Origin of the sequence: Chondrinema litorale (assembly GCF_026250525.1) — a bacterium.
Lineage (GTDB): Bacteria > Bacteroidota > Bacteroidia > Cytophagales > Flammeovirgaceae > Chondrinema > Chondrinema litorale.
In genome coordinates, this window is the sequence record NZ_CP111043.1 from 4,308,802 (window position 1) to 4,330,682 (window position 21,881).

A 21,881-nucleotide genomic window follows, 5' to 3' on the forward strand; every position below is an offset into this window, starting at 1 on the left:
AATTATAACATATAAAATATTATTAATCATGGCTAAAAAAGGCAACAGAGTACAAGTAATTCTTGAGTGCACAGAGCATAAAGCAACAGGAACGAAAGGTACTTCAAGATATATAACTACTAAGAATAGGAAGAATACTACTGAAAGATTGGAGTTGAAAAAGTATAATCCTATTTTAAAGAAATATACTGTTCACAGAGAAATTAAGTAATTATGGCAAAGAAAGTAGTAGCAACGCTTAAAAAAGAAGGCGGTCAAAAATACGCTAAAGTAGTTAAAGCTGTAAGAAATCCTAAAACTGGTGCTTACACCTTTAAACAAGAAATTGTAACGGAAGAAATGGCTAAAGAAATTTTAAAGAACTAATTTCTTTAAGGTAATTTATTCTGAAACCCTGCTGATAAAGTAGGGTTTTTTTATTTTAGATTTACCATTTTTGTAATAGTAGTTGATTATGCCACTTTAAGGCATTTTTTTACGGACTTATAATTTTTTTCATTCCATCTGGGCTAGAATCTGTAAGTAATAAAACACCAAGTGTTAAGTTCAGAGATTCTCGCTTTTACAGATGTGTTGAATGTAGTAATTTTCAAAAAACAGTTTATGAGCATTTTCGGAAAATTTTTTGGTAAAAAAGAGAAAGAATCTCTCGATAAAGGTCTTGAAAAAACAAAAGACAGCATCTTCGGGAAGATTAGTAAAGCGGTTATTGGTAAATCAACTGTAGACGAAGATGTATTAGATGAGCTTGAAGATATACTAATTGCAGCAGATGTTGGAGTCTCTACTACTTTGAAAATTATTGATAGATTAGAAGAAAGGGTAAAAAAAGATAAATATCTCAATACGAATCAATTAAATAATATCCTGTACGAGGAAATAGCTGGGCTATTAGCTGAAAATAAATCTACTCAGGTTCAGGATTTTATGTTGCCAGAAAGTATTAAGCCATATGTAATTTTAGTGGTAGGTGTAAATGGTGTTGGTAAAACTACAACTATTGGTAAAATTGCTTCTCAATTTGCTCAAAGAGGTAAATCCGTAGTACTTGGTGCAGCTGATACATTTAGAGCTGCTGCTGTAGATCAGTTAAGGCTTTGGGGCGAAAGAGTGGGAGTTCCTGTAATTTCATTAGGTATGAATACGGATCCTGCTTCTGTGGCATTCGAAACTGTAAAAAAAGGTGTAGAAGTAAATGCTGATGTAATTATAATAGATACAGCAGGTAGATTACATACCAAAGTTAACTTAATGAATGAGCTTGGTAAAATTCGAAGAGTAATTCAAAAAGTAATTCCAGAAGCCCCTCATGAGGTAATGTTGGTATTAGATGGAAGTACAGGGCAAAATGCAGTAATTCAAGCTAGAGAGTTTACAAAAGCAACAGAAGTTTCTTCATTAGCAATTACTAAGCTAGATGGAACTGCTAAAGGCGGTGTAGTAATAGGAATTTCTGACGAGTTCAAAATACCTGTAAAATATATTGGTGTTGGAGAAAAAGTAGAAGATTTACAGTTGTTCAATAATCAGGCTTTTGTGTCGTCACTCTTTTCTAAGGGATAGAAAATTAAAATATTGATAAAAAGTAAAGGCTCAACTTTAAGTTGAGCCTTTGTTATTTATGTGTGTTAAATCAATCACTCACTCACAGTGATTTCGCATGTAGTCTATAAATTATAGATCTTATTTGATTCTCTGTTACTCCAAGTTTTTCTTGAAGTCTGGCTAATAAATGTTGTTCATTGTTAGACGAAAGATCTTCGTCAGTTAATTGGCTGAATTGGTGTTTAAGCATAATTTTCAGCTTTTCCCAATTATTGGTTATCACCTGGTTCATAGTCGTGTTGTTTAATTGGTTAAGATGAAAAGGTTAAGGTTGTTAAGGTATTAGTACTTTTCATATTTACTTAACCAAAAATAAGGGAAGTAATTGTGAAATAAAAGGAATTTTATAAAATTATTTTCCGTAAATTCAATAAATTATTCTGTTAGTGAGCATTGTTATGGTTTAAAAATTAACTTGTTTTTAGTGCTGTTTACTGAAAAAAAAATAAATTGGTTTAATTTTTAACTAGAAATATTAGAAAATGCAGAAATTCTAACAGACAAGCCTAAATTTTAAGGGAAAAGAGAAAAAAAATGTTTTTTTGCCATACTAGTATATCCTTTGGCTATTTATAAAAAAAATAGTGTAACCTTTGGTTGAATTACAGAGTCAAATAGACGATTTTTAATAAAAATTCTATCAAATGGAAAAATATCTTCAAATCCTCAGCATATTTTCAGTTTTATTCCTTGCATCATGTAGTATAATGGACTGTGAGGAAGGTACAGGCGATATAATTTCAAAAGAAATGGAAATAGGAGAGTTCACCGATTTAAAGGTGAGTGGTGAGTTTGAAATTATTTTAAATCAATCAGATAGTTACGAATGTAGAATAAGTACTTATGAGAATTTAATGGACTTGATAGAAGTTAGAAATTCTGGTAGAGCTGTAGAGATCAAAACTAAAAGTTGTGTATCTACAAAAGAAAGAATTAAAGTTTATGTTACAGCACCACAAATCGCTTATATAGATTTTTCTGGGGCTTGTAGTATAAAAAATGATAAAATATTTGAATTTAAAGATTTGGAAATAGATGGATCAGGTGCATGTAACTTAGATTTATTTCTAGATGCAAATTCAATAAGTATGGATCTATCTGGTGCGTCTGAAGTATTTTTAAAAGGAACAGCCTCCGAGTTAAAGTGCGAAGTATCTGGTGCTGGAAAAATTAAAGCATTTGATCTCAAAACGCTTGATGCAGATATAAAAATTAGTGGAGCGGGAGATTGTGATGTAAATGTTAAAAATAACCTTTTCGCAAGAGTATCTGGTGCTGGCAATGTTAATTATCGAGGAAATCCGGAAAAAGTAGATTCAAAAATTTCTGGAGCCGGAAATATTTCTAAATCTGAAAATATGTAATAAGACCGTAATGAATGCCTAAAACTTCACTGTAGCTACTGAAAGCTTATATTTGAATGATGAAAATTGAATAATTTGCTACGAATTGAAAAAAAATTTAAATGTTATAACATTTAATTTGCTGTTTCAATAATAATTAGTATAATTTTGCACATAAATCATTATTATTTATTAACAATCTAAGATTTTAGTTGTTTAAAGGAAAAATTAATCCAAACAGTAAAACTATGTTAAAGTCAAGTAAAAACATTTTAGTATTGGCAATCAGTGCTTTCATTATTTCATGTAGTGGTGCAAAAAATGAAACTGCAGTAACTGAAGAGCCTGCAGCAGAAGAAACAACAACTGCTTCTTCTCTAAGCGACGGAACTTATTCTATCGATACAGCTAGCAGCATGGTTAAATGGGAAGCTACAAAAATGACTGGTAGTCATGATGGATCTATCGATTTATCAGAAGGTACAATTATGGTAGAAAATGGATCAATTACTACTGGTAGTTTTTCAATTGATTTAAATACTATTACAGCTCTTGATTTAAAAGATGATCCTGAAACTGCAGGTAAATTAGAAGGTCACTTAAAGTCTGGTGATTTCTTTAATGTTGAATTAAGTCCAGTTTCTACTTTCGAAATTACTTCTGTTACAGAAGGTGGCGAAGGTGGTGCAACTCACACAATCACTGGTAACTTAACTATCAAAAACATAACAAACGAAATCTCTTTCCCTGCAACTGTTTCTACAGAAGGTAGCACTATTAAGGCTATTGGTTCAGCAGTTTTAGATCGTACTAAATGGGATATGATGTTCCACTCTGGTTTAGAGCAGTGGGGTGACAAAACAATCAAAGACGAATTTAATGTAACTTTTGATATTACTGCTTCTAAAGAGCAAGCATAATATTTACATGTTATAACAAATAAATAATTTAAACCCTTACTATTTAAGTAAGGGTTTTTTTTATGTGTTGTATTGTCGTTAGACTAATTATTCGCTTCTTAACGTATCTACAGGGTTTTTACTAGCTGCATATATTGCTTGAAAACCAACTGAAAATATGGTAAGTAATAACATAAAAATGCCAGTTACTAAAATATAAATTGGTGAGAAGTTAATATGGTAGGCAAAAATATTAAGCCAATGTTCCATACTATACCAAGCAATAGGAGTAGCCATAAATAAAGCAATAACTATTAGTATAAAAAATTCTTTGCTTAATAGATAAGTGATAGAAAATGTGCTAGCTCCATGCACTTTTCGAATTCCAATTTCTTTTTGTTTTTGTCTAGTAGAAAAAGATACCAGCGCGATCATACCTAAGCAAGCAATCGAAATGGCAACTATTGCCGAAATAGTAAATATTAAGCCTCTTCTTTCATCATTTTCATAAAATAAAGCTAATTGATCATCCAGAAAATGATATTCGAAAATATGTTCAGGATCAACTTTATGTAAAGTTTCTTCTAGTTTATCTAACGTAGCTGGAAGGTTTTTCCCATCTAGTTTCATTGTAAAATAATCTATCGCATGGATAGGATTGTTTTTATAAGCGATGATTAAAGGAGAAATTTCTTCATGCAGAGATTTGTAATGAAAATCCTTTACTATTCCTCTCACATTTACTTTTAACTTGCTTTCAAGATTTTCAATAATGCCATTGTAATTTCCATGGTGTAAAACAACTTGCTGATTAGCTGCTTGCGATATGCCTAATAATTGAGCTGCTGTTTCATTAATAATTACATAATTTGAATCACTTGGACTGCCAGTAAAGTTTTCTCCATTAATTAGCTTAATATCGAATGTTGAAATAAAATCTTCGTCAACACCTAAAAAATACATCTCTTTGCCCATTTCTTCAGGTTGTCCTTGTTTGGTAATTAAGGCTTTTGGTATAAGTTTCCATTCTCCTGGCACTCTTGAGCTTACAGAGATCTTTTGTACTTCAGGTATTTTGCCATATTCATTTTTAAGAGTTTGGAAGTTTACTCTCACCAGTCCGCTATTGATATCTGCTACTAGCATTAAATCTTTGTCGAAGCCTAGGTCTTTGTCCTTTATATATTGCATTTGAACAAAGGTGACCAGTGTAGCAATTGTAAGTGAAATAGACACAACAAATTGAAAAGTAACTAGTACTCTTCTCAAAGTCATGTTTGAGTTAATTTTTGTGCCAGCAGATTTAAGAACAGTTGCTGCCTGAAATTTTGAAAGAAAAAGAGCCGGATACAATCCAGAAACGATTCCAACTAATATGCTTAGAGTAATTAAAGCAGGTATTAACCAATTGTTTTCAAGTGGATTAATGCTTAGCGCTTTATTTGTAAATTGATTGAATGATGGCAATACAACCGAAACAACAGCTATAGAAATAATTACACAAAAAGTAGTTAGTAAAATTGATTCAGCTAAAAATTGCATAATAATACTAGACCTAAAAGCTCCCGCAACTTTTCTTATTCCAATTTCTTTGCTTCTGGCAACAGATCTTGCCGTTGCCAGATTCATATAGTTAAAACAGGCAATAATCAGTATAAGCAATGCAGCAATAGCCATTATGTAGATATAATTGATATCATTTTTATTGAAATTAGCATCGTTCTGGTATTGGGAAGAACCAAAATGTATATCGTCTAGCTTTTGTAATATGTAAGATCGTTTAACAGAAGCTTCTTTTCTATTTGCTTTAGCTAGGTCATTAATTTGCTCTTCAATTTTGGCTGCATCAGCTCCATCGTCTAGTAGTAAGTAACTAGTAAAATAATTACTCGTCCAGTCGCTTGGGACTACTCTCTTAAAAAAGTTTTGTTCACTAATTGTCGAAATTGAGAAAAGGATGTTTAACTGTAAATGTGAGTTATTAGGAAAGTCTTCAATTACACCTTTTACTATAAACGGATTATTATCTCTACCGGAAGAGAGGCTTTTGCCAATTACATCTGTAGTGCCAAAAAGTTGAATGGCTGTACTTTCATCCAGAATTACCGATTGCGGCTCTATTAAAAAAGTGCTTTTATCACCCTTTAAAACCTTAAAATCAAATACCTTAAAAAGGTTAGGAGTAGTAAAGTTATATTCTACATATGTGCTAAAATTATTTTCAGGATTTGAAATTAGCACTCTTCCATAGCTAAAAAAAGTTACTGCATCTTTTATCTCAGATAATTGTTCCTGAGCTTGTTCTGCAGGTTGGTAGGCAACCGAAGCCAAGTATTTTTCTCCTTTTTCATCTACTTGTTTTTCAGTTATGCGATAAATGTTTTCGTGTTGCTCGTGAAATTTATCGAACATCATTTCATCTTCGATATACAATCCAATAATGAGAAAGCAACTAATCCCAAAAGACAAACCAATAATATTAATAAAAGAGTAAGATTTGTGTTTCAGTAGGCTTCTATAAGCAATTTTAAAATAGTTAAGTAGCATAGCTAATGATATAAATGTTTTATTTTGAGGTTTTCTAATCTGATATAGCCTAAAAGAAAGTAAGACAGTTTTTATGTAAATGAGCTGGGCTTTTCGAAGTCCTTTTTCATCTACATTATCTATAAACTCTTCATAAAGATCACCTTCAACCACTTCGAGAAATTCTTCAGAGCAAAACCAACCGAGGAATTTTTGAGCAAATAATGGTGGAGAGACTTCTTTATCTTCTTTCATAAAAAGGCTAATTATTGAATAAAATGTGAGTTGTTAATATCAGTAGCTTTATTTGTGGGTATTGAGCTAAACTGGAATTTATTTTCCTCCTTGTAAGGCTATTTTAGGTATAGATGTCCAAAGTGAATCTCTAATGCTTTTGGCTTCTTCAAGCGCACTAACACCTAATTTGGTAACAGTAAAGTATTTTTTTCTTTTGCCGCCTCTTTTTCCTGTAGCTTCTCCTAATCTAGAATTAAGAAAACCTTTTTCTTCTAGTCTATAAAGTGCTGCATGTATTGCGCTAAGATTTACACTTCTATTTGAGCGATTTTCAACTTCATTCTTAATTGAAAGACCATAAGCTTCGTCGTATAAGACTCCTACAGTGAGTAAAACTATTTCTTCAAATTCTCCCAGATAAGTTCCTTTCATATTGATTGCTATATTTTCTATAAATGTAAATAAAATAAATATTGGCGAAGATATATTTTCCATAAATGTAAAAAATATAGTGTTGGATGGTAAAATATTTTATTAATAAAGCAAAAAGAGCTTCCTATTAATGGAAGCTCTCTTCAATTTAAATAAAAGAATGAATTATTCTGATCTTAAAGATTTAATTGGGTTTCTTGTGGCTGCTCTTATGGTGTGGTAGCTCACAGTTGTAATAGTAATACCAAAAGTAAGTAGGGCTGCTATTACAAAGCTTAACCACTTAATTTCTGTTTTATAAGCGAAAATTTCTAACCAATTGTCCATAAAATAATAGGCGAGTGGGAAAGCAATAACCATTGATATAGCGATAAGAATCACAAAATCTCTAGAAATCATCAATACAATATTTATTATAGTGGCACCTATTACTTTTCTAATACCGATTTCTTTAGTTCTGTTTTCAGCGGTATAAGATGCTAAACCTAACAAGCCAAGACATGCGATAAAGATGGTGAGAATGGCAAAAGTGGTAAATATTTTACCTCGATTTACATCTGCTTGATATGCCGAAAGAAAATCCTGATCTAGAAAATCATAATCAAATGGAATGGTAGGGAAAACTTCTTTCCATTTATTTTCAATACTACTAATCGTAGTGCTTATATTATTTGCATTTACTTTTACATGAACAGCACGATTGTTTAATCTATAAAAGAGCACCATCGGTTCAATTTTCTCATAAAGAGAAACCGGATGGAAATCTTTTACTACACCAATTACTTGTGCATAAACAGGTTCTTCATCGCTGCCACCTACAACCATTCTTTTTCCTATCGGATTATCCCAATTTAGTAATTTAACCAATGTTTCATTTACTATAAATCCATTTGTAGTATCTGCCTTTATATCTTCAGAAAAATTTCTGCCTTGAACAATGTCTATTTTCATGGTTTTTAAAAAATCATGATCAATCATAAATGGTTTTACAGCCAGTTCGTCCATACCTTCATTAGTCTCAAGTTCTAGTATTACTCTACTACCAATATTTCCGGCAGTATTGCCAGCACTTGCTATATTAAGAATATTAGGATCAGCTATTAAATCATGCTTAAGAATCTCATATTTATTATTAAGTGGTGCTCTTGGCATGTTAAAAACCATTACTTGCTCTCTGTTATAACCTAAGTCTTTGTTTTGTAAAAAGTCTAGTTGGTCGTAAACTATTTTAGTACAAACCACCATTACTAACGAGATAGAAAACTGGAGAATTACCAATATTTTTCTGAAAGCAATATTACTTTTTCCGCTTATTACTTTTCCCTTTAATACACTTACAGGTTTGAATGAAGACATAACTAAAGCAGGATAACTACCGCCAAGAAGTCCTGCTAAAAGTGTTACTGCTAGTATTGCAAATGGGAAAAATCCGCTAAACACCATTGAGAACTCAATTTCTTTTCCCGAAACCTCATTAAAGTATGGCAAAGCAATAAATATGAATAAAATGGATATGAGCAATGCGATAAAAGATAGTATTACAGATTCTGATAAAAACTGTATAATAAGCTGAGACTTTACAGAACCCATTACTTTTCTAATGCCTACTTCTTTGGCTCTGTGCACAGATCTAGCAGTTGAGAGATTCATGTAGTTGATACAAGCTATTAGTATCATAAAGGCTGCTACAATGCTAAAAATATAGATATAGCTAATATCTCCGCCACCTTCACCTTCAATATTAGAATGCAGATGTATATCGGTTATTTTTTGTAGTTCGTATTGGATTTTTATTCCCATTTCACCAAAAATATTCTCCATATATTTGGTGTACATATTTCCTAATTGACTATTTAGTTCTGCTACATTATAACCTGAAGGTAAAACTAGATAGGTTAAAACATAAAAACCTCCCCAGTTGTCGTTGCTACTTTCCCTTGGATCAACAGAAATAAGAGCTTCGAATTGTAAGTGCGAATTGAGCGGGATATCTTCAATTACTCCAGTAACTTCAAAAGTTTGGTTGTTTTCACTACCAATCAGTTTTCCTAAGGCAGGTTGTTCTCCAAATAGTTTGGTTGCGAGCTTTTTTGTAATTACTAGAGAATTATTTTTATTAAGTGCATTCTGAGGTTGACCTTCTATAAATGGGAAAGTAAATACATCAAATACGGTAGAATCTGCGGCATATACATCTTGTTCGTAAATATTTTGATCTTCATATTTAAACAGTGTTCTGTTTCTTGGGAAAAACCTTGCGTAATTTTCAACTACTGGATATTCCTCAGTGATGGTTGGGCCTGTAGGAACTTGAGTACTGTTCCAATTAAAAGATTTGTTCGGTTCAGTAATGTTTGAGTTTACCCTATAAATTTTATCCGCGTTTTCGTGAAACCTGTCATAGCTTAATTCATCTAGTACATATAGCGTTAAAAATATGGCAGAGGTCATGCCGATGGCTAATCCTAGCACATTAATTATGCTGTAGGATTTCTCTTTAATGATGTTTCTTATAGCAATTTTAAATAGGTTTTTTAGCATAATTGACACTGGGTAAAATAATAGAATAATTCTAATATACGATATGTGTCGTAATTAAAAGGCTGCTATTTTACTAATGGAGTTATTAGGTGAAGAAAGGCTGGCATATTGCTTATTTAAAAGGAAATAAGCCAAAAAATAAGTATCATTTATATTATTTTGTATATAAAGAATTAAAGATTCTATTTAAATATTTATATCTGCTTACTAAAAAGGAATGGACTGCGTTTTAAGGTAAAATTTTTTTTTCAAATTATTTTTAAGATGTCGGTATCACTTGCCAGTAGCCCGGTAAACATATTCTATAATGATTCTGTAGACTATCCACGCCTCGAAAAAATTTTTAGGGGTTTAAGAAGTATAGGAATTGAGGCAGAGTTACTGAAAGTAACTGAGTCAGAAATTATTTCTGATGGAGCTGTTTTGCCAATTGGAGATAATAGTGCGTCAAAAATTATAATTCTTACTTTTAAGTTTAATGAATCAGAAACAATCCGAAAATTTATAAATGAGAGAGCTGATGATGTTGACCTGATAATTATTAGGCTGGATGATAGTAAGTTTGATATTGATACAAAAAATATTTTTAACATAGATGCGACCATTTTCAATGATGAACTCACTGTAAAATGGGTATGCAAAAAGGTATCATTTTTAAAGAATTACTCAGAGATTTCAAAAAGTCTTTTAAGCCGTGCAATGCACTGGTCAGAGAATAAAGAAGATACAAGTCTTTTGCTTGAAAAAAGCGAACTTTTTGAATATATAGAATGGCTAGAACAAGCGGTAGAAGGTAAAAAAGACCTTAATAATTTCAAATTAAAGCAAGAATTTCTTTCTGTTTCTAGAGAGCATCATCTTCCATTGGCAGATGCTTACTTGCATTGTGGCATAAATAACCCTGGTGTTTCAAGCAATATTATTCAGTTTTTAAGAGATGGAGGTTATGAAATAATTTCTGGAAATTATATTTCTCCCAAAACTCAAAATAAGACTTTTAACGACCATGATATAAGAAGGAGTAAAAACATTATTTTTATTTATTCTGCACAAAGTACAACCAATAGTGAGTGCCAGAGGATCGTTTCTTATGCCATGAGCATGAATAAAAGGATTATCACTTTGATAAGTCCTGAAATGAAGAACCAGCCAATCCCACCGCAATTAGATGCTGAAAATGTGGTGAAGATTCCTACAGACTGGATGTTCCATCAAGATTTTGCAAAACAAATAGAAGAAAAACTTTTAAGAGATCAAGACTATGTTGAGAAACATACTAAGTTTTTAATAAAATCACTTGTATGGGTTAAACATAAGAAAATTTATAAAGATTTATTGAAGGGTCCAGAAGCGATTGAAGCAGGAGAGTGGATGGCAACTGCTCAAGAAGAAAATTTAACCCCAGCTATCTCTCCGTTACAAAAGCTTTTTATTGATAAAAGTATAGCTGCTCATAGCTTGAGTAAAAACCTAAGATTAGGTGCTATTATCTTATCTATACTTCTAGTCTTTTTAGGTGTATTATTTTTTCTTTTTGTATTAAATGGTCAAAGTACGGCTTTAAATAAAAAAGAACATAAGCTCATATTTAAAGAAACAAACCTTTCTGATGTTTCGTCTGGTGAAGATTTCTTTAATAAGTGGCAGAAGCTAAAGAGCAACCCAGAAACTCCTAATAAAGATTTTCTCAATTTGTATTATGGAACTAGCCGGTTTTTGAATCAAATTGGGAGTACATATAAAACAATAACAAACTTTGAGTTTAATAGTGATGGATCTAAAGTGCTTTTGGCATATGGTCTTAACTATTTCGATATGTTTGATGGTGAGGGTAATCTTTTGCACCGCTTTGAAGTAAAAGATCATCAGATTTTTAAAGCATCATTCGGCTTTAATGAAAAAACCATTTTTACTAGTGGCTCCAGAGAAAAATTATGTATTTGGGAGACTGATGGAAAACTACTAAAGGAATCTAATCCTGGTGAACAATTGGTTTGCCGGGATTTTGTATTTTTAGAAAAAGAAAAGAAAATTGCTTTTAAGGTTTCAGATTATAAAGTAATTGTAACTGATGAACTATTAAATACTATAAGTGAATTAAAATCTGCTAATAAAATAATTAGGCTAATTACTGGCCAGAGAGGATCTGAGCTGCATGTTTTTACAGAATCTAAGTATTTTAAATATCACAAAAAATTTGATAGACCTCTTGAAACTGCAGATTTACCGTTTGCGGCAAATGATGCTTGTTTAGTTAATTCTAATTTTTTTTTGCTAGCTAAGGATGGTATTTTCTATAAAAAAACTAAAAATAATGGTTGGGAAAAGCTAAAAATGAATGATTTAAATGCCATTCAACTTTTTTATAATTATCAACTTGCCTGCTTTTACACCTTATCTAGAAACAACGGAATTAAGCAATGGAGTCTCGAAGGAGATTTGTTAGGTAGCTACCAAGTTGAAAATATTATCAGTTACAGACTATTGAATACTGTAGATAAAAATCAAGTTTTGTTTACCGGAACAACTGCCTCTGGACAAACATTGCTTTATAAATTACCTGTTCATCCACCATTTTTCCAGAAAGTTGTAAAGCTAGAAGAATCGGCTAAAAGAATTGCTAGATACAACGATAACTACTTTTTAGTAAGTAATAGAGATAGAATATCGCTCTATAATATTAAAAGCAGAAGAAAAGAATGGACAATCGAAAATGCCAACAAATGGAGCTGTATAGTGGCTTCTGATAAAGCAGGTAAAATTGCGGCAGGTGATTGTGAGGGTATTATTTATCTTTTTGATTTAAAAGGAAATAAAATTAAAACGGTAAAAGCACATGAAGGCAAAATAAAATCGCTGGCTTTTGCTCCTGATGGTAAAGAAGTAGTGAGTGCAGGCACAGATCATTATTTAATAAAGGTGGATATGGATGGAGAGATCATCTATAAAACCAAAAAACATAGGTCTGCAATAAATTTTGTTACCTATAGCCGAGATGGTCAGCATTTTTTAAGCGCAGGTGACGACCAAGAAATTATTGTTTGGGAAAATAATGGCAAGCTCTATAACAAATTAAATGGCCCATCTTCTTCTGGGATTTATGCAGACTTCTCTAAAACAGCCAGTTTTATTGTAAGCTTGGGACTAGGTGGCGATTATACCTTATGGGATATTGAAGGTAACGTTATCCGTTTTGAAAGAAATGTAGAAGGTTATAAGCCTTTAAAAACATTCTTCGCACACGATGGTGAATCTGTAATTCTATGCGAGAAGAATGAAATTAAAGGAATTGATGCAAGAGGCAATGATCTTTTTACCATTGATCTGCCAGACAATATCGAAGTAATTGATGTGTATCAGTCTGCTGAAACTTTTGATTATGTAGAGATTCTAGCAAAAGACAAACACAAGAACAGTTATTTTGCGGCTCAGTTAGCTACGAATATTGACGTATTAGAAAAGGATTTTATCGATCAGGTAAAACCTAGTATTTAATTTTTCAACTATAAACACTAGGCTATATATCTTAAAATTACATTTAGCTTCTCAAATCTCTAACTAGCTGTTTTTCTGTATCGTAGAATAGCTAATAAATTTAGGCAAAATGCAAAAGCGAGCATCACGACAAATTGAGTTTTAACTGCTGAGAATCCCGCACCTTTTAGCATTACCATTCTGGTAACTTCAATAAAGTATCTTACAGGGTTAAACAAAGTGATTTTTTGTGCCCACTCAGGCATGTTTTCTATAGCCGTAAAAAGTCCACTCAGTAAAATGAAAATCACAAGAAAGAACCAAGAAATAAACATAGATTGCTGTTGTGTTTCCGTAATGGTAGAAATGAGCAAACCCATGCCTAAAACAGCTAGCAAATAAATTCCAGCAAAAACAAAAATGATTAGTAAAGAGCCTTCAATCGGTATATTATAAAAGATTTTTGCTAATGTTAAACCTAAAGCAAGCTCAAACAAGCCTATTAGCCAAAAGGGCAGCAACTTACCAATAATAAATTCATAATTCTTTATGGGAGTAACATTTAATTGCTCAATCGTGCCAATTTCTTTTTCCCTCACAATATTCATAGATGAGAGAAAAGCACCAATCATAGTGACTAGTAGAACCAGAATTCCTGGAACCATGTAAAATTTATAATTGAGAAATTGATTGTACCAGTTAGAATTAGCGACAGCTATGCTTTTAGAACTGTTATTACTAGTAAGCATAGCATTGGTTTTTAAGCCATATGATGAAGCCATTTCAATATTAAAGTTAGCTAGTAAATTTGCAAAATAGGCACTTGCTAACCCAGCTTTTGAGCCATCAATGGCGTTGATAATCATTTGAACTTCAGCATTTTGTTCTTTCATTAAATCTTTCTCAAAATCTGCAGGAATTACCACATACATATCAGACTTTTCTTCTTTAAGCGCATCTTCAGCTTGTTCTGTATTTGCAGAAGGCTCTTGTAATGCAAAATATGGCGAGGCATTTACGTTACTCACTAGTCTTTTAGAGAAGGTAGAGTGATCCTGATCTAAAATGATAATCTTGATATTTTTAATATCGAAAGTTGCAGCATTGGCTAGTATGAGAAGCTGTACAATTGGCATCACAAAAATGATCGGCAGCATTCCTTTATTTCTGAAAATCTGCCTAAATTCTTTTTCAAGTATAAATCTTATTTTTCTCATAATTTAAGCTAGTCTAATCTTAAAGTTTTTAACACTTAGGCCAATAAATAATGTAGTAAAGCCAAGTAGAATGAGGGTTTCTTTCCATACATAAATAAAACTGCTACCCTTTAGCATGATGCTTTTCACGATAATGATGAACCATTTAGCCGGTAAGAAATTGGAAATTATTTGTAGCGGAAGCGGCATGTTTTCAATTGGGAAAATGAACCCTGATAACATAATAGTTGGTAGCATTAATCCCATTAGAGAAACCATTAAAGCCACTTGTTGAGAATCTGTTTTAGTAGATATAAATATTCCCAGAGATAAGGCTGTGATGATAAACAACATAGATTCTACGAGTAAGAGAATCAGGTTTCCCTTAACAGGCACACCAAAAACATAATTTCCCAGTATCAAGATGATACAAGCATTTAAGAATGAAAGTAGCAAATAGGGAATAACTTTAGCCAGAATTAATTGAAAAGGCTTTAAAGGCGAAACCAGTAAAATTTCCATGGTTCCCATCTCTTTTTCTTTGGTAATGGAAATGGAAGTCATCATGGCAGAAACTAGCATGAGAATAATGGTAATTAAACCGGGTACAAATAGAAAAACGCCTTTTAATTTTTCGTTGTAGCGCATTTGTACTTCTGCATCGATTTGCATTACTCCAGACTTTTGCTGCTTGTTTAAATCTTGTTGAAAATTACGGATAACTACTTGTGTGTAATTGGATAATGTATTAGCTGTGTTAGGCTCTGTAGCATCAGAAATAATCTGAATATTTGCCTGATTCGTTTTGTGAAGATTTTCAGCAAAACCTTTTTCGATGATGATAGCTTGTTTGATTTTGGCTTCTTCAAACGCTGTTTTCATCTCATCCACATTCTGAAGGTTTGTGTATAAAGTAAAATACTCAGATGCTGAGATTTTTTCTATCAGTTTTCTACTCAATTCGTCTTTTGAATGATCGAGCACTGCAATTTTTGCATTTTTAATCTCATTGGTAATGGCAAATCCAAAAAGCATAATCTGCATAATTGGCATACCAAACAAGATTAAAATAGTGCGATAATCTCTAAATATGTGGAAGAACTCCTTAACTATAAATCCTTTGAGTTTTTTCATGATTTTGTTAGTTGGATGGACGTGCAATTTTCACAAAAACATCATCCATGCTGTCTACGCCATATTGTTTCTTTAATTCATTGGGGCTGCCTAATGCGGCAATTTCTCCTGCCACCATCATAGAAATTCGGTTACAATATTCTGCTTCGTCCATATAGTGAGTGGTTACAAAAACAGTGATTCCGTTATCAGAAGCTTCGTAAATTAATTTCCAAAATTGCCTACGAGTTACAGGGTCTACTCCACCTGTAGGCTCGTCTAAGAAGATGATTTCAGGGTCATGAAGCAAGGCAACAGAAAAGGCTAACTTCTGCTTCCAACCAAGTGGAAGTCCGCTTAAAAGTGATTTACTCACCTCGTGTAAATTGAGTTTTTCAACCAGTTCATCAGATTTTTTCTTAATCTGTTGATTGCTAAGCCCATAAATTCCACCGTAGAATCTGATGTTTTCCAGCACTGTTAAATCTTCGTAAAGTGAAAAGCGCTGACTCATGTAACCAATATTCTTTTTGATCTTTTCTGCTTCTTTGTACACATCGTAACCTGCGACAGTAGCTTCACCGCTACTAGGAGCAAGCAAGCCTGTAAGCATACGCATTGCGGTGCTTTTACCAGCTCCATTTGCACCAAGAAAGCCGAATATTTCCCCTTTGTTTACCTCAAAAGTGATCTCTTTTACTGCATAAAAATCACCGAATTGGCGGGTAAGCTTATTTACTTTTACTGCTGGTCTGTTTTCTGTATTATTCATATTCCTGTTGATTCATCAGTTCCATAAAACAGTCTTCGATATTGGGTTTAATCCCGAAGACTTCTGACTTTCCATCAATTTCATTCTCTAAAAATGATTGTAAAACGGCAGTAGAAATATCTGCTCTTACATCTGTATAGTGCAAGTATTCACCAAATGGCTGTACTGATCTTGTGTACTCATAAGTTTCCATTGTTTTGAGCAGCTTATACTTGTTCTCGTTACCAATAGCAAAAAGCTTTTTAGGGAAAGTTTTTGTGATGTTTTCTGGGCTGTCTATACTCAATATATTACCTTCTTGAATTAATGCGACTCTATCGCAAAGTGCAGCTTCATCCATATAAGGAGTGGACACAAATATGGTGATTCCCTCATCCTTTAACTTTTTAAGCATTGCCCAAAATTCCTTTCTCGAAACCGGATCGACACCTGTAGTAGGTTCATCCAGAAAAAGCACTTCTGGCTTGTGAATAAGCGCACAAGATAGCGCCAATTTCTGTTTCATTCCACCAGATAATTTACCTGCTCTACGATGTTTAAAAGGCTCTATTTGTTCGTAGATATCTTTAATGAGGCGGTAATTTTCTTGAATAGTGGTACCGAAAATAGTGGCAAATAGATTCAGGTTTTCTTCTACACTCAAATCTTGATAAAGTGAGAATCTGCCCGGCATATAGCCAAGAATATTTCTTAGCTTTTTAAAATCTTTTACCACATCGTAACCAGCAACTTTGGCATTACCAGAATCGGCGAGGAGTAGGGTAACCAATATTCTTATCAAACTGGTTTTTCCGGCTCCATCTGGCCCGATAAGTCCAAACAATTCTCCTTTTTTCACATCCAGAGAAATGTTTTTAAGTGCCTGATTTTCTTCGTATGATATGCAGATATTATCTATGATAATTGCTGAATTATCCATCACTTATTTTTGTGCAATGTTAGAAGAGTCGTTGTTGAAAATTGCTTCGCCCGGCATGCCTATTTTAAAAGTACCATCGTCTTTTACTCTTATTTTTGCCGCATAAACCATATTTACCCTATCTTCTTTGGTCTGGATGTTTTTGGGTGTAAACTCTGCTTTGTTAGAAATCCAAGCGAGCGTACCGGTTGTTTCCAGATAGTTTTCTTCATCAGTGTCGATTCTTACAGTTATAGGTTGCTGTAATTTGAGTTTCGCCAATTGCTTTGCACTAAGGTAAACTCGCAAATACATATCATTTTTAACTGCAATCTTGTAAAGTGGCTTACCAAAAGAGGCTACTTCGCCTTCTTCTGCGTATTTTTCTAAGACAATTCCAGAAACTGGATGTCTCAACACAGATTTTTGCAATTGATCTTCTATTTGAGCGATCTGTTTTTCTAATGGAAGAATTTCACCTAAAATTCCACTGTTTTGCGTGCTTAACTGACTTTTTACAGCATCTAATTGCTTTTCAACTACTTCAATTTCACCATTAATATCGTCAAGTTGTTTGTCTGTTGCTGCGTCTTCTTTAAATAAAGATTCGAGTCGGTTTTTCTCTCTTACCAAATTTTCTTTTCGCTCGTAGTAAACTGCGAGTTGATCTGAAATATTCTGAGTTTTACTAGTTACTGCTGCGATTGTAGCCTGTAACTGCTGCTTTTTTAGAAACAGTTGTACCGTATCAATACAACCAACCACTTCACCAACTTTAATTTCTGATCCTTCTTCCACATCGAGTGATATGATTTTTCCACTGCCTTCTGCCGAAACAATTACTTCAGTAGCTTCAAATTGGCCGTAAGCATCTGCTGCATTATCATCATTTCCGCAAGATGCTAAAAACAGGATTATTGGAAGATAGCAAATTGCCTTTATAGAAATAACTTTTGTATTTTTCATGAGATTAGAATGAATTTATTTAAGTATTCCTGCTTCAAACATCCAGTCAACTTTGGCTTTTGCCAACGACATTTTATGAATTTGCAGATTTAATTGAAATTGAGTGAGTTTGTTAACTTCTGTAAGGTATCCGGTTGAGGTAATTACACCGTTCTGTTGCAATGAGCCATATTCTTTCACATTATCCTCTTGCAAAACAATCATTTCTTGGTCTGTTTCAATGAGCTTTTGTAAGCGCTCAGCATCTTGCTGGTATTGAATCAGGTTTACATCAGATTGCTTATTAATACTCTCTTTTCTTGCTTCAAGCGCCGATTGCTGTAATTTACTTACCTCCACAGAACGGTGTGTATTTCCATACTTAAATGGCTGCCAGTTTAGTCGCAAGCCAAGTAGATAGAAAGGTTCAAAGCTGGTTTCGAACATATTGTAAGGGTTAGGACTACCAAAGCCCGCATTGGCAAATGCTGAGAGCATCGGCATGTTTCCCGCCTGTATCATATCTTTTGAAACTTCTAATTGCTGTTGCTGAAGCGATAAAATCTGTATTTGTGGTTTACTGTCAAAGTTAGTGTTGCTATTATTTGCAATATCGTATGATGGATACAGGAGATCATATTCTTGCAGATTGTCTAAACCTGTCCAGGATTTAAGCATTTTAAATACTGCTTTCTGCTGTTCATTTACATTTAGCAGATCTTGTTTTATTTTAAGAATCTCAATTTGTATGCTGTTGGCAGCTCCTTTAAGCAAAACACCATTTTTAATTCTTGCTTCAGTAAGTTTTAGTTGATTTTGAAGCTCCCCTAAAACAGATTCGTTCAATAATCTTTCTTGTTCTTGCAGATTGAGCGCAGTAAAAAACAGACTATTGATCTGTGATTTTACCTGTCTCTGATTCAGGTTAATTTCTGTTTTTGTAGTTTTTTCGTTGAGCTCTTCTTGCGTCTTTTTTATTTTGTTAACTCCGCCATCATAAATAAGCTGGCTTACTTCCAACTGGATTTTATACTGATCTTTCGGAATATCTGGAATGCTAAAAGCTGGGCTTTCTATTGGAATAGACATTACATCAGACTGATAAGTCGCTTGGCCATTTACAGCAAATTGAGGTAAAAAAGCCGTGCTCAAATTCTCTTGCTTTAATTGCCTAATGTTTTCGGCATAAATTCTCGATTGTTCTTCTGGGTGTAACTCTTCCATTAACTGGTAACACCTTTGCAAACTAAGCGTATCCTGTGCGTTGGCAGACTGCAATAGCGTAAAAAGCTGAACTGCCATGAGGATTCCGGTTATGTAAAAACAGGATTTTTTCATTTTTATCAAATGCTTTAATCGTTTGTTTAAATTCGGGATAAATTTTTTTAGATTCTAATTTGATTCATCAAAATTTCTGGGATCATCTGTTTTCTTTCATCTATTAAATTATTGAAAATATCTGCATTTAAATTTTCGAGAGTTAATAGTGCTGGTTGAATAATAAAAGGAAAAACCGTGAGCGATATCATGTTGATTAGAAAGTGAATAGGGGATATTTTTTTGATATTACCCTTTGCTGCTTCTCTTTTTAATTGATTTACCAAAACACCATCTGTTAGTATTTCATGCATTCCAATTTTCTCCACAAACTTCTGTGGATTGTTTCTCAATTCACTCAATACAAATATGGGTACAAGTGGATTGCTCTTAAGCATTTCGGAATGTGTGGTTACAAACTTTGTTACCTTTTCTTCTATTGAAATTTCTTCTTCGAGAATACTGATCAATTTTCCTGGAAAATACTGGAAAGCCTCTTCTAAAATTGCATCAAACAGCTTTTCTTTACTCTTAAAATAGTAATTCATTAAAGCAATGTTTATATCTGCCTCTTCTGCAATGTCTCGGGTTTTTGTAGCTGCAAACCCTTTTTCTATAAAAAGTTTTCTTGCTGCTGCTTTAATTTTTTCCTCAGTACTTTGCTTTTCCATGTGTCAAATATATTTAAGTAAATATTTAAATCAAATTATTTAATCAAATGATTGAAAATAAATTTAAAACTAATAACAAATTGTTTGTTTATGGAACATTAATGTCGGGTTTCGACAATCCTTACGCGCTGCAATTGCACCGATCTGTGGGTAAAGTGGTAAAGGCATCTATTAAGGGTGAGTTATATATTGTAAGCAATTGGCACTTTGAGTATCCGCTAGCAGTGTTTAATGAGCAGAGCCAATTTGAGATTAAGGGCGAAGTGTTAGAAATTGAAAATAATCTGGAAGAGTTGCTAGAAGTACTAGATAAGTACGAAGGTATAGAAAGTGTAAATCCGGATGCGGGAGAGTATGTAAGAGCAGAGATTCCAGTTTCAACAGAAAATGGTATTGAGATATGCTGGGCTTATATTAATAACAAACCCTTCGAAGGACTTTCTAGATTAGACGGTGGAGACTTTAGAGCATATCTCAAAAACAAGATCTGATAATAATCTATAATCAGAATCTTTTTTTCCTTTTGTGTTTTTTAGTTTTGCTTTTTGCTGAGATAGGTCTGTAATTAATGTTTTTGTTTTTCAGCTTGTCTTTCTTTTCGTGGAATGCCCCTTTATAATCAGGGTTTTCTTTCATTTTTTGTTTGTCTATTTCTCTTAGATACTCTTGTCTTTCTTCAAAAGGAGTGTCAGTTACTTCAACTTCAGCAGGTATTTGTTCTGCACTAATCTGCATTCTAATAATCTTCTGAATTTTCTCTAAATGGTATTTTTCAGCAGGATTACAAAAAGAGATTGCGTTGCCTTTTTGCTCGGCACGGCCAGTTCTACCAATTCTGTGAACATAATCTTCATACAGAACTGGTATATCAAAGTTAATTACATGGCTTACCATAGAAACATCAATACCTCTGGCTGCAACATCAGTAGAAACCAATATCCTTATACTGCCTTCTTTAAAATCTTCCATCGCATTAATTCGAGTGTTTTGCCCTTTATTGGCGTGGATAACACGCGTATTGCTATCTACTTTTCTACTTAAGAATTTGTAAACATTTTCTGCATTTTTCTTAGATCTGGCAAAAATGATTATACGGTTAAAGCTTTCTTCATCTTTTAAAAGATGCTCTAAAAGGTTGATTTTAGTTCTAAAATTAGGAACATGGTAAACTGTTTGGCTTACCATAGCAGCAGGAGTTGCTTGAGGTGTTACTTCTATGCTCTCAGGAAACTCAAGGAACTCTTCTGAAAGTGTAAGTACTTTTTGTGGCATAGTAGCAGAAAAAAGGAGGTTTTGTCTTTTAACAGGTAGAATTTCTAGAAACTGTCTAATCTGCGGCATAAAACCCATATCCATCATTCTGTCGGCTTCGTCGAGCACCATCACTTGCAAACCTCTCAGGTATAGCGCTTCTTTAAAATAGATATCCAACACTCTTCCGGGAGTTCCCACTAGTATATCAATCCCTTTGCTTATTTCTTCAATTTGCTTACTTGGACCAATTCCACCGTAAACTACAGCATGTCTAATGTCTGTGTATTTTGTTAGCTTTTCAAGCTCTTTATTGATCTGTATTACCAATTCGCGAGTAGGAGCGAGAATTAATGCTCTTGGGTGTTCACCTTGAGCATATTTAATCTTCATTAAAATTGGGAGAAGAAATGCGGCAGTTTTTCCTGTGCCAGTTTGAGCAATTCCCAAAACATCCTGACCCGCCAGTATTCTTGGTATAGCTTTCAGCTGAATAGGAGTAGGTTTGGTATAACCCATATCTTCTACCGCATTTACTAGCTGTTTGTTAAGTTTTAAATCACTGAATGCTGTTTCCATGTCTGGCGTAATTATCTAAGATGTATTAGTTAAGAATTAAATTTATTCTAAAACTAATTTTTTGAAATACTATAATAAAAAC

General features: G+C 33.2%; 19 protein-coding genes. 7 read left to right on the forward strand and 12 right to left on the reverse strand.

The window, feature by feature from the left end; genetic code table 11:
• Window positions 1-28 precede the first annotated feature (28 nt).
• The 3 genes from rpmG (at window position 29) to ftsY (ending at window position 1,563) form a co-directional block, all read left to right on the forward strand.
• Window positions 29-211, forward strand: a complete 183-nt coding sequence (gene rpmG / locus OQ292_RS17785) for a 50S ribosomal protein L33 (protein ID WP_284683490.1) — start codon at window positions 29-31, stop codon at window positions 209-211.
• A 2-nt stretch (window positions 212-213) separates the two neighbouring features.
• Complete coding sequence (locus tag OQ292_RS17790) at window positions 214-366, forward strand: DUF4295 domain-containing protein (protein ID WP_284683491.1); 153 nt, start codon at window positions 214-216, stop codon at window positions 364-366.
• Window positions 367-603: 237 nt separating this feature from the next.
• Complete coding sequence (ftsY, locus tag OQ292_RS17795; protein ID WP_284683492.1) at window positions 604-1,563, forward strand: signal recognition particle-docking protein FtsY; 960 nt, start codon at window positions 604-606, stop codon at window positions 1,561-1,563.
• A gap of 82 nt (window positions 1,564-1,645) precedes the next feature.
• Here ftsY and OQ292_RS17800 read toward each other — a convergent pair whose 3' ends face one another.
• The gene (locus OQ292_RS17800; RefSeq protein ID WP_284683493.1) at window positions 1,646-1,837 is read right to left on the reverse strand and encodes a CsbD family protein; all 192 of its coding nucleotides are present in this window, start codon (window positions 1,835-1,837) and stop codon (window positions 1,646-1,648) included.
• Between the two features lie 412 nt (window positions 1,838-2,249).
• Here OQ292_RS17800 and OQ292_RS17805 point away from each other — a divergent pair, with 412 nt between their 5' ends.
• Together OQ292_RS17805 and OQ292_RS17810 are read left to right on the forward strand one after the other, a co-directional pair.
• Window positions 2,250-2,969 (forward strand): head GIN domain-containing protein, encoded by a 720-nt coding sequence (locus tag OQ292_RS17805; RefSeq protein WP_284683494.1) that lies wholly within the window; start codon window positions 2,250-2,252, stop codon window positions 2,967-2,969.
• Window positions 2,970-3,196: 227 nt separating this feature from the next.
• Window positions 3,197-3,868, forward strand: coding sequence for a YceI family protein (locus tag OQ292_RS17810; protein WP_284683495.1), 672 nt, complete (start codon window positions 3,197-3,199; stop codon window positions 3,866-3,868).
• An 87-nt stretch (window positions 3,869-3,955) separates the two neighbouring features.
• On the opposite strand, the gene OQ292_RS17815 is transcribed toward OQ292_RS17810, so the two are convergent.
• The 3 genes from OQ292_RS17815 to OQ292_RS17825 all read right to left on the reverse strand — a co-directional run bounded on the left by OQ292_RS17815 (window position 3,956) and on the right by OQ292_RS17825 (window position 9,583).
• Window positions 3,956-6,628, reverse strand: coding sequence for an ABC transporter permease (locus OQ292_RS17815; protein ID WP_284683496.1), 2,673 nt, complete (start codon window positions 6,626-6,628; stop codon window positions 3,956-3,958).
• 78 nt (window positions 6,629-6,706) lie between these two features.
• Window positions 6,707-7,042, reverse strand: a complete 336-nt coding sequence (locus tag OQ292_RS17820) for a PadR family transcriptional regulator (protein WP_284686019.1) — start codon at window positions 7,040-7,042, stop codon at window positions 6,707-6,709.
• Window positions 7,043-7,207: 165 nt separating this feature from the next.
• Window positions 7,208-9,583 (reverse strand): ABC transporter permease, encoded by a 2,376-nt coding sequence (locus OQ292_RS17825; RefSeq protein WP_284683497.1) that lies wholly within the window; start codon window positions 9,581-9,583, stop codon window positions 7,208-7,210.
• 264 nt (window positions 9,584-9,847) lie between these two features.
• Between OQ292_RS17825 and OQ292_RS17830 the strand changes: the two genes are divergently transcribed.
• Window positions 9,848-13,078, forward strand: a complete 3,231-nt coding sequence (locus OQ292_RS17830) for a WD40 repeat domain-containing protein (protein ID WP_284683498.1) — start codon at window positions 9,848-9,850, stop codon at window positions 13,076-13,078.
• 59 nt (window positions 13,079-13,137) lie between these two features.
• On the opposite strand, the gene OQ292_RS17835 is transcribed toward OQ292_RS17830, so the two are convergent.
• The 7 genes from OQ292_RS17835 to OQ292_RS17865 are packed head-to-tail and all read right to left on the reverse strand — an operon-like array spanning window position 13,138 to window position 19,969.
• Window positions 13,138-14,274, reverse strand: coding sequence for an ABC transporter permease (locus OQ292_RS17835; RefSeq protein ID WP_284683499.1), 1,137 nt, complete (start codon window positions 14,272-14,274; stop codon window positions 13,138-13,140).
• 3 nt (window positions 14,275-14,277) lie between these two features.
• A complete protein-coding gene (locus OQ292_RS17840) occupies window positions 14,278-15,387 on the reverse strand; it encodes an ABC transporter permease (protein ID WP_284683500.1) in 1,110 nt (369 codons plus the stop codon).
• Between the two features lie 7 nt (window positions 15,388-15,394).
• Window positions 15,395-16,138, reverse strand: a complete 744-nt coding sequence (locus OQ292_RS17845; RefSeq protein ID WP_284683501.1) for an ABC transporter ATP-binding protein — start codon at window positions 16,136-16,138, stop codon at window positions 15,395-15,397.
• The gene (locus OQ292_RS17850; RefSeq protein ID WP_284683502.1) at window positions 16,131-17,057 is read right to left on the reverse strand and encodes an ABC transporter ATP-binding protein; all 927 of its coding nucleotides are present in this window, start codon (window positions 17,055-17,057) and stop codon (window positions 16,131-16,133) included. Before OQ292_RS17850 ends, OQ292_RS17845 begins: the two co-directional genes overlap by 8 nt.
• 3 nt (window positions 17,058-17,060) lie before the next feature.
• Window positions 17,061-18,002, reverse strand: coding sequence for an HlyD family secretion protein (locus OQ292_RS17855; protein WP_284683503.1), 942 nt, complete (start codon window positions 18,000-18,002; stop codon window positions 17,061-17,063).
• A 15-nt stretch (window positions 18,003-18,017) separates the two neighbouring features.
• Window positions 18,018-19,319: a TolC family protein gene (locus OQ292_RS17860; RefSeq protein ID WP_284683504.1), complete on the reverse strand. Its 1,302-nt coding sequence runs from the start codon at window positions 19,317-19,319 to the stop codon at window positions 18,018-18,020.
• Between the two features lie 47 nt (window positions 19,320-19,366).
• Window positions 19,367-19,969, reverse strand: coding sequence for a TetR/AcrR family transcriptional regulator (locus tag OQ292_RS17865; RefSeq protein WP_284683505.1), 603 nt, complete (start codon window positions 19,967-19,969; stop codon window positions 19,367-19,369).
• Between the two features lie 47 nt (window positions 19,970-20,016).
• On the opposite strand from OQ292_RS17865, the gene OQ292_RS17870 reads away from it, so the two are divergent.
• The gene (locus tag OQ292_RS17870) at window positions 20,017-20,460 is read left to right on the forward strand and encodes a gamma-glutamylcyclotransferase family protein (protein WP_284683506.1); all 444 of its coding nucleotides are present in this window, start codon (window positions 20,017-20,019) and stop codon (window positions 20,458-20,460) included.
• Between the two features lie 13 nt (window positions 20,461-20,473).
• Here the strand turns inward: OQ292_RS17870 and OQ292_RS17875 are convergent, their stop codons facing one another.
• Window positions 20,474-21,799: a DEAD/DEAH box helicase gene (locus OQ292_RS17875; protein ID WP_284683507.1), complete on the reverse strand. Its 1,326-nt coding sequence runs from the start codon at window positions 21,797-21,799 to the stop codon at window positions 20,474-20,476.
• Between the last annotated feature and the right edge of the window lie 82 nt (window positions 21,800-21,881).